Source organism: Pseudomonas sp. 57B-090624 (assembly GCF_003234055.1).
Taxonomy (GTDB): Bacteria; Pseudomonadota; Gammaproteobacteria; order Pseudomonadales; family Pseudomonadaceae; genus Metapseudomonas; species Metapseudomonas tohonis.
Genome location: NZ_QKRU01000082.1, coordinates 22,652 through 30,572 on the forward strand (window position 1 = coordinate 22,652; position 7,921 = coordinate 30,572).

8 protein-coding genes and 1 pseudogene are annotated in these 7,921 nt (G+C 68.4%); 5 read left to right on the forward strand and 4 right to left on the reverse strand.

Going from position 1 to position 7,921, the window contains the following annotated elements; all coding sequences use genetic code 11:
* Nucleotides 1-14 precede the first annotated feature (14 nt).
* The gene (locus DMX10_RS27610) at nt 15-626 is read left to right on the forward strand and encodes a LysE family translocator (RefSeq protein WP_111264100.1); all 612 of its coding nucleotides are present in this window, start codon (nt 15-17) and stop codon (nt 624-626) included.
* Nucleotides 626-1,837: a benzoate/H(+) symporter BenE family transporter gene (locus tag DMX10_RS27615; protein WP_111264101.1), complete on the forward strand. Its 1,212-nt coding sequence runs from the start codon at nt 626-628 to the stop codon at nt 1,835-1,837. Before DMX10_RS27610 ends, DMX10_RS27615 begins: the two co-directional genes overlap by 1 nt.
* A gap of 237 nt (nt 1,838-2,074) precedes the next feature.
* Here the strand turns inward: DMX10_RS27615 and DMX10_RS27620 are convergent, their stop codons facing one another.
* Nucleotides 2,075-2,959 (reverse strand): bile acid:sodium symporter family protein, encoded by an 885-nt coding sequence (locus tag DMX10_RS27620; RefSeq protein ID WP_111264102.1) that lies wholly within the window; start codon nt 2,957-2,959, stop codon nt 2,075-2,077.
* A gap of 141 nt (nt 2,960-3,100) precedes the next feature.
* Complete coding sequence (locus DMX10_RS27625) at nt 3,101-3,865, reverse strand: SDR family oxidoreductase (protein ID WP_111264108.1); 765 nt, start codon at nt 3,863-3,865, stop codon at nt 3,101-3,103.
* Nucleotides 3,866-4,094: 229 nt separating this feature from the next.
* Between DMX10_RS27625 and DMX10_RS27630 the strand changes: the two genes are divergently transcribed.
* A complete protein-coding gene (locus DMX10_RS27630) occupies nt 4,095-5,099 on the forward strand; it encodes an NADP-dependent oxidoreductase (protein ID WP_111264103.1) in 1,005 nt (334 codons plus the stop codon).
* A 92-nt stretch (nt 5,100-5,191) separates the two neighbouring features.
* On the opposite strand, the gene pyrF is transcribed toward DMX10_RS27630, so the two are convergent.
* Together pyrF and DMX10_RS27640 are read right to left on the reverse strand one after the other, a co-directional pair.
* Nucleotides 5,192-5,890 carry an orotidine-5'-phosphate decarboxylase gene (gene pyrF, locus DMX10_RS27635; protein WP_178083023.1) on the reverse strand — a complete coding sequence of 233 codons (699 nt, stop codon included), beginning with the start codon at nt 5,888-5,890 and terminating at the stop codon, nt 5,192-5,194.
* A gap of 82 nt (nt 5,891-5,972) precedes the next feature.
* Nucleotides 5,973-6,710 carry a ZIP family metal transporter gene (locus DMX10_RS27640; RefSeq protein WP_111264105.1) on the reverse strand — a complete coding sequence of 246 codons (738 nt, stop codon included), beginning with the start codon at nt 6,708-6,710 and terminating at the stop codon, nt 5,973-5,975.
* Nucleotides 6,711-7,030: 320 nt separating this feature from the next.
* Here DMX10_RS27640 and DMX10_RS27645 point away from each other — a divergent pair, with 320 nt between their 5' ends.
* A complete protein-coding gene (locus DMX10_RS27645; protein WP_111264106.1) occupies nt 7,031-7,780 on the forward strand; it encodes a response regulator in 750 nt (249 codons plus the stop codon).
* A pseudogene (locus tag DMX10_RS33310) lies at nt 7,780-7,921 on the forward strand (two-component sensor histidine kinase); the annotation flags it as partial. The gene DMX10_RS27645 and the pseudogene DMX10_RS33310, both read left to right, overlap by 1 nt.

Here is a 7,921-nt window from a genome sequence, read left to right on the forward strand (position 1 = left end):
AAGAGTGCCCTGCCATGAGCCTGGAACTGCTGCTCGCCTTCGCCCTGTTCGCCTTCGTCACCTCGGTCACGCCCGGCCCCAACAACATGATGCTGCTCGCCTCCGGGGTGAACTTCGGCGTGCGCCGCAGCGTGCCGCACATGCTCGGCATCAGCCTGGGCTTCATGGTCCTGGTGATGGCGGTCGGCCTCGGCCTGCACCAGGTCTTCGAGCAGGTGCCGGTGCTCTACACCGCCCTGCGCTACCTGGGCGCGGCCTACCTGCTCTACCTGGCGTGGAAGATCGCCGGCTCCGGCGCCCCGGACAGCCGTGACAGCGGCGCGCGCCCCTTCACCTTCCTCCAGGCGGCCGCCTTCCAGTGGGTCAACCCGAAGGCCTGGGTCATGGCGATCGGCGCCATCACCACCTATACCCCCCAGGAGAACTTCGTCACCAACGCGCTGTTGATCGCCGCGCTGTTCGCCCTGATCAACTGCCCCAGCGTCGGCCTCTGGACCGTCGCCGGCAGCCTGCTGCGCCGCTGGCTGTCCTCGCCACGGGTGCTGCGCGCCTTCAATATCGGCATGGCCCTGCTACTGGTGGCCTCGCTCTATCCGATCCTCGTCGACATCAAGGGAACCGTCTGATGACCCAGGCCTCCGACTCCAGCGCCCCCCTGCCCCGCCTGCGCCCGCTGGCCGACTCGTCATTGTCGGCGGTGGTGGCGGGCTTCATCGCCATGCTCACCGGCTACACCAGCTCACTGGTGCTGATGTTCCAGGCGGGCCAGGCCGCCGGCCTCAGCGCCGGGCAGATCTCCTCGTGGATCTGGGCCATCTCCATCGGCATGGCGGTCTGCAGCATCGGCCTGTCGCTGCGCTTTCGCACCCCCATCACCGTGGCCTGGTCGACCCCCGGCGCCGCACTGCTGATCACCAGCCTGCCGGGCGTGCCCTACGCCGAGGCCATCGGTGCCTTCGTCGTCTGCGCCGTGCTGCTCACCCTGGTCGGCCTCACCGGTGGTTTCGAGCGCCTGATGCGCCGCCTGCCCGGCTCCCTGGCCGCCGCGTTGCTGGCCGGCATCCTGTTCAAGATCGGCAGCGAGATCTTCGTCGCCGCGCAGCACCGCACCGCCCTGGTGCTGGCGATGTTCTTCAGCTACCTGCTGTTCAAGCGCCTGCAACCCCGCTACGCGGTGCTGGTGGCGCTGCTGGTGGGTTGCGGCATGTCGGCGGCGCTGGGGCTGCTCGACTTCAGCGGCTTCAGCTTCGCCCTGGCGCGCCCGGTGTGGACCACGCCGAGCTTCTCCCTCACCGCCATCATCAGCATCGGCATCCCGCTGTTCATCGTCGCCATGGCCTCGCAGAACATCCCCGGCATCGCCGTGCTGCGTGCCGACGGCTACCAGGTGCCGGCCTCGCCGCTGATCTCGGCCACCGGCTTCGCCTCGCTGCTGCTGGCGCCCTTCGGCTCCCACGGCATCAACCTGGCCGCCATCAGCGCCGCCATCTGCACCGGCCCGCACGCCCACGAGGACCGCAACAAGCGCTACACCGCCGCCGTCTGGTGCGGGGTCTTCTATGGCATCGCCGGCATCTTCGCCGCCACCCTCGCCGCGCTGTTCGCCGCCTTCCCCAAGGAACTGGTGCTGTCGGTGGCCGCCCTGGCGCTGTTCGGCTCCATCAGCAACGGCCTGACCGTGGCGATGAACGAACCCAAGGAGCGCGAAGCCGCGCTGATCACCTTCATGGTCACCGCCTCGGGCATGAGCCTGCTGTCCATCGGCTCGGCCTTCTGGGGCCTGATCGCCGGGGTGCTGACGCTGGTGATCCTCAACTGGAATACCGGCAAGAACTGACGTGCGTGCGGCTTGATATCGGTGCGATGACCGGCACCGCTGGTGGATGAAAAGAGCGTCATCCACCCTACACATCGATCAGCTTCGTAGGTTGGCGTCGAGCGCAGCGAGGCCCAACCTACGGTGTCTGCTGTGCCCCGGCCGGCACCGCCTGGGAATGCAGGGTGAACCACGCTTCACCGGTGCACCGCAACGGAGCCCGGAACAGCACCGTAGCCGGGCCACTGGCACACGCCCTCAGGCCTCCGACGCCAGCTCGCGCCCGTGCACGCGGTTGACCCACCAGCCGAAGGCGGCGGCAGTGAAGAACATGATGATGCTGTAGATGGCCGCCGGGATCGCCATGGTCGGGTTGTTCAGCAGCATCGGGCTCAGCGCCAGGGCGATGGCCAGGGTGCCGTTGTGGATGCCGATCTCCATGCCGATGGCCACCGCCTGGCGCTGGCTGAGGCGGCACAGGCGCGGCACGAAATAGCCCACCGCCAGGCTGATGAGGTTGAACGCCAGCGCGGCCAGGCCCACCACCGGGGCGTAGTCGACGAAGGTGCGCCAGTCCTTGGCCACCGCCAGCACGATGATCAGCAGCAGGAACAGCGCCGAGATGATCTTCACCGGGTTTTCCATGCGCGCGGCGAACCCGGGGAAGCGGCTGCGCAGGAACATGCCGATGGCCACCGGGCCCAGGACGATGACGAACACCTGCAGCACCTTGGAAAATTGCAGCGGAATGGCCTGGTCACCGCTCATGAAGTGAGCCAGGGACAGGTTGACGATCAACGGCATGGTGAGGATGGCGATCACCGAGTTCACCGCCGTCAGGGTGATGTTCAGCGCCACATCGCCATGGGCCAGGTGGCTGTAGAGGTTGGCCGAGGTGCCGCCGGGCGACGCCGCCAGCAGCATCATGCCCACCGCCAGCGCCGCCTCCAGTTGGAAGCCCTTGGCGAGCAGGAAGCACGCCAGCGGCAGCAGGAGGATCTGGCAGCCGAGGCCGATCAGCACCGGCTTGGGGAATTTCACCACCCGGGCGAAGTCCGCCAGGGTCAGGGACAGCCCGAGGCCGAGCATGATGATGCCCAGCGCCAGGGGCAGGAATATCGTTACCAGGGGGCTTGCGGTCATGTTGTTCTCCTTGTCGGACCTCGGCGGATTCTGCGCACGCCGCACGTGGCTGGATAGTGGCCTCGCGAGCCAGCCCAGGTCCGACCTGTAACAGAATGCAAAAAGGCGCCCGAAGGCGCCCCTGCATGACCGCGAAGCCGGTCAGATGGCGGTGGCGCCACCGTCCACGGCCAGCGAATGGCCGGTGGTGAAGCCCGCGGCGTCGCTGCACAGGTAGAGCACCGCACCGGCGATTTCCTCGACCTTGCCGATGCGCCCCACCGGGTGCATGGCGGCGGCGAACTCGCCCTTCTTCGGGTCGGCCTCGTAGGCGCGGCGGAACATGTCGGTGTCGATCACCGCCGGGCACACCGCGTTGACGCGGATCTTCTTCTTCGCGTACTCGACGGCAGCGGACTTGGTCAGGCCGATCACCGCGTGCTTGGAGGCGGCATAGATGCTCATCTTCGGCGCCGCGCCGAGGCCGGCGACGGAGGCGGTGTTGACGATGGCGCCGGCGCTGCCCTGGGCCAGCATCTGCGGGATCTGGTACTTCATGCACAGCCAGACGCCCTTGACGTTGACGCCCATGATGGCGTCGAACTCGGCCTCGGAGCCCTCGGCCAGCTTGCCCTTCTCGATCTCGATGCCGGCGTTGTTGAAGGCGTAGTCGAGGCGGCCATAGGCGGCGACGGTGCCTTCCACCAGGGCCTTCACCTCGGCATCGACGGTGACGTTGCAGCGGATGAAGGTGGCATCGCCCCCAGCATCGCGGATCAGTTGCACAGTGGCCTCGCCGCCGGCGGCGTCGACGTCGGACACCACCACCTTCAGCCCCTCGGCGGCGAAGGCCTGCGCGGTCGCGCGGCCGATACCGTTGGCGGCGCCAGTCACCAGGGCGACCTGGCCGGAGAAAGTCATGCTCATCTGTGAAACCTCGGAAGGAAGGATGGGAACCGGCACGGAGTCTAGCCACTGGCGGGTGGCCAGCGTCAGCATCATCAGGTCCGTGGTGGGTGCTGCATCCAGTTGACTGATGAAACCCGCCCGCGATGATCATTGCCATTCATGGCCGCACATTCCCTGGCGCGACTAAGCTTGCCCTCCACCGCCGCGCGGACTAAACCGGTGTTTTCCCTATTCGGAGTGCCCTGCCATGCCCCAGCTCAACCGCCAGTTCCTGCTCGCCAAGCGCCCGGTCGGCGCGGCCACCCGCGACACCTTCTCCTACGTCGAGAAACCGGTGGGCGAACCCGGCCCGAACCAGATCCTGGTGGAGAACCTCTACCTGTCCCTCGACCCCGCCATGCGCGGCTGGATGAACGACGCCAAGTCCTACATCCCGCCGGTGGGCCTGGGCGAGGTGATGCGCGCCCTGGGCGTGGGCAAGGTGATCGCCTCCAACCATCCCGACTACGCCGTCGGTGACCACGTCAATGGCGCGCTCGGCGTACAGGACTACTTCGTCGGCGAACCGCGCGGCTTCTACAAGGTCGACCCGAGCCGCGCGCCGCTGCCGCTCTACCTCTCCGCCCTGGGCATGACCGGCATGACCGCCTACTTCGCCCTGCTCGACGTCGGCGCGCCCAAGGCCGGCGACACCGTGGTGCTCTCCGGCGCCGCCGGCGCGGTCGGCAGCATCGCCGGGCAGATCGCCAAGATCAAAGGCTGCCGCGTGGTCGGCATCGCCGGTGGCGCCGACAAGTGCCGCTTCCTGATCGACGAACTCGGCTTCGACGCCGCCATCGACTACAAGAACGAAGACGTCGCCGCCGGCCTCAAGCGCGAGTGCCCGAAAGGCGTGGACGTGTACTTCGACAACGTCGGCGGCGACATCCTCGACGCGGTGCTCACCCGCCTGGCCCCCCGCGCACGCATCGTCATCTGCGGCGCCATCAGCCAGTACAACAACAAGGAAGCGGTGAAGGGCCCGGCCAACTACCTGTCGCTGCTGGTCAACCGCGCACGCATGGAAGGCTTCGTGGTCATGGACCACGCCGCCAACTTCGCCAGCGCCGCCCAGGAAATGGGCGGCTGGATGGCCGCCGGCAAGCTCAAGAGCAAGGAAGACATCGTCGAAGGCCTGGAAACCTTCCCCGAGACCCTCGGCAAGCTGTTCAGCGGCGAGAACTTCGGCAAGCTGGTGCTGAAGGTCAGGTAACCCTTCCGCGCCAATAAAAATGGCCCGGCTGCAGTGCAGTCCGGGCCATTTTATTTGGGAGCCCCAAACACACGGGGCGCGCCGATAGAGCCTCAGGCGAGTTCGGCAACCACGGCGGCCAGGGCCTGGGCCGGGTCGGCGGCCTGGCTGATGGGGCGGCCGATCACCAGGTAGTCGGAGCCGGCGTCCAGCGCCTGGCGCGGGGTGAGGATGCGGCGCTGGTCGTCCTGGGCGCTGCCCGCCGGGCGGATGCCGGGGGTGACCAGCTGCAGGGCCGGGTGCGCCGCCTTCAAGGCAGGCGCTTCCTGGGCCGAGCACACCAGGCCGTCCATCCCGGCCTTCTGCGCCAGGGCGGCCAGGCGCAGCACCTGCTCCTGGGGTTCGATGTCCAGGCCGATGCCGGCCAGGTCCTCGCGCTCCATGCTGGTCAGCACGGTGACGCCGATCAGCAACGGCTTGGGCCCGTTGAACCGCTCCAGGGTCTCGCGGCAGGCCGCCATCATGCGCAGGCCGCCGGAGCAGTGCACGTTGACCATCCACACGCCCATCTCCGCCGCCGCCTTCACCGCCATCGCGGTGGTGTTGGGGATGTCGTGGAATTTCAGGTCGAGGAACACTTCGAAGCCGCGCTCGCGCAGGGTGGCGACGATGTCCGATGCGCAGCTGGTGAACAGCTCCTTGCCCACCTTCACCCGGCACAGCCTGGGGTCGAGCTGGTCGGCCAGCTTCAACGCGGCTTCGCGGGTGGGGAAATCGAGGGCGACGATGATGGGCGTCTGGCAGGCGGACATGGGCGGGCTCTCTGGCAAGTCGAAAACGGCGCGCATTGTAGCGGAAGCCCGCGCCCGCCGCTGCTCCGGTGATCGCCGCCGACTAGAGGTGGTCGAGGGCGAAGGCGGTCATGAAGCCGGCCAGGGTGATCAGCCCGGTCCAGGCATGGGTGCTCTCGAAGGCCTCGGGGATCAGCGTGTCCACCAGCATGCAAAGCACCGCACCGGCGGAGAACGCCAGGGCGAAGCCCAGCCAGGCCGGCGGCAGGTCGCTCATCAGCCCCGGGCCGGCCATGGCCGCCAGGCCCGACAGCAGGACGATGCTGCCCCACAGGCCGAACACGAACAGGCCGCTGCGCTTCTCCTCGCGCAGCCCGGCGGCGCTGGCCAGCCCCTCCGGCAGGTTGGAGAGGAAGATCGCCACCAGCATCAGCAGGCTCACCTCGCCGCCGTCCAGCAGGCCCAGGCCGAGCCCCAGGGATTCGGGAATGCCGTCGAGGAAGGCGCCCACCGCGATCAGCAGCGCCACCATGGAGCCGGCGCCGCCGCTGCGCTGGCGGTGATGCGCTTCCCAGCGGTCCAGCAACTGGCTGGCGAGGACGAACAGCGCGCCGCCGGCGAGCATGCCCGCCAGGGTCGGCCCCAGCCCGCCGAGGCGCTCGGCCTCGGGGATCTGCCCGAAGCACAGCGCCGCGATCAGCACCCCGCTGCCATAGGCCATCACCGAGGCGGTGACCGCCCTGGGCAGCGTCACCCAGAAGCCGATGGCGGCGCCGAGCAGCAGGCTGCTGGCGGCCAGCCAGCCCCAGAAACCGGCGAGCAGGGTGGTGGAAATCTGCATGACAACTCCTTTATCGACGACAGGTCCGGATGCGGCGCGACATAAGTACCCCATCCGCCCGCAGAAAGCAGCCGCGCGCATCCCCTACACCCTGCCGGCACCTTCCGAATGCAACGCCGACGCTTTGTATCGGCCCCGGTACAAAGCCGACACGCTGGCGACACCGTCATCGGCGAGCCTCTCGCCGCGATGGCCGGTGGCAGGACGGCGGAGTAGGATGCGCCCGATGCAAGCCCAAGGCCCGCCGCTCGACGCCCGCCGCCAGACGCGAAGAACAGTGGTCCACCGGCCCGGTCGACCCGCCAGATGGCAACACACCCATGCACAACCAAGCCCCCGTCCCCCTCGACAACCGCCGCTGGAACATCCGCGCCCTGCTGGTGGACGACGACGTGCCGATCCGCGACCTGCTCTGCGACTACCTCGCCCGCTTCAACATCGAGGCGGTGGGTGTGGACGACGGCGAGGCAATGCGCGAAGCGCTGGCCGACGCCCCCTTCGACGTGGTGGTCCTGGACCTGATGCTGCCCGGTGAAGACGGCCTCTCCCTGTGCCGCTGGCTGCGCAGCGAGTCCGATATCCCGATCCTCATGCTCACCGCCCGCTGCGAACCCACCGACCGCATCATCGGCCTGGAACTGGGGGCCGACGACTACATGGCCAAGCCCTTCGAGCCACGCGAGCTGGTGGCGCGCATCCAGACCATCCTGCGCCGCGTGCGCGACGACCGCGAAGGCCTGCGTGCCGACCAGCGCGCCAGCATCCGCTTCGATGCCTGGCGCCTGAACGGCGTGCTGCGCCAGCTGCAATCCCCCGAGGGCATGGTGGTGCCGTTGTCCAACGCCGAGTTCCGCCTGCTCTGGGTGTTTCTCGAACGCCCGCGCCGGGTGCTCAGCCGCGAACAGCTGCTGGACGCCGCCCGGGGCCGCTCCATCGAAGCCTTCGACCGCAGCATCGACCTGCTCGTCTCGCGCCTGCGGCAGAAGCTTGGCGACGACCCCCGGTCACCGCGCCTGATCAAGACCGTGCGCGGCGAGGGCTACCTGTTCGACGCGCGGGAGATCGGCTGATGCGCCAGGCCGACACGCTGTTCGCACGCCTGTTCGGCATCTTCCTGGCCGCCATCGTCCTCGCCCACCTGCTGGCCTTCCTCTGGTTCCAGCAGTACGGCTACCCACCGCCCCAGCCGCCACCGCAGAACGCCGCCGAGG

Coding starts and splice junctions, on each gene's coding strand:
- DMX10_RS27610 (WP_111264100.1), top strand. CDS start 15: ATGAGCCTGGAACTGCTGCTCGCCTTCGCCCTGTTCGCCTTCGTCACC.
- DMX10_RS27615 (WP_111264101.1), top strand. CDS start 626: ATGACCCAGGCCTCCGACTCCAGCGCCCCCCTGCCCCGCCTGCGCCCG.
- DMX10_RS27620 (WP_111264102.1), bottom strand. CDS start 2,959: ATGACCGCAAGCCCCCTGGTAACGATATTCCTGCCCCTGGCGCTGGGC.
- DMX10_RS27625 (WP_111264108.1), bottom strand. CDS start 3,865: ATGAGCATGACTTTCTCCGGCCAGGTCGCCCTGGTGACTGGCGCCGCC.
- DMX10_RS27630 (WP_111264103.1), top strand. CDS start 4,095: ATGCCCCAGCTCAACCGCCAGTTCCTGCTCGCCAAGCGCCCGGTCGGC.
- pyrF (WP_178083023.1), bottom strand. CDS start 5,890: ATGTCCGCCTGCCAGACGCCCATCATCGTCGCCCTCGATTTCCCCACC.
- DMX10_RS27640 (WP_111264105.1), bottom strand. CDS start 6,710: ATGCAGATTTCCACCACCCTGCTCGCCGGTTTCTGGGGCTGGCTGGCC.
- DMX10_RS27645 (WP_111264106.1), top strand. CDS start 7,031: ATGCACAACCAAGCCCCCGTCCCCCTCGACAACCGCCGCTGGAACATC.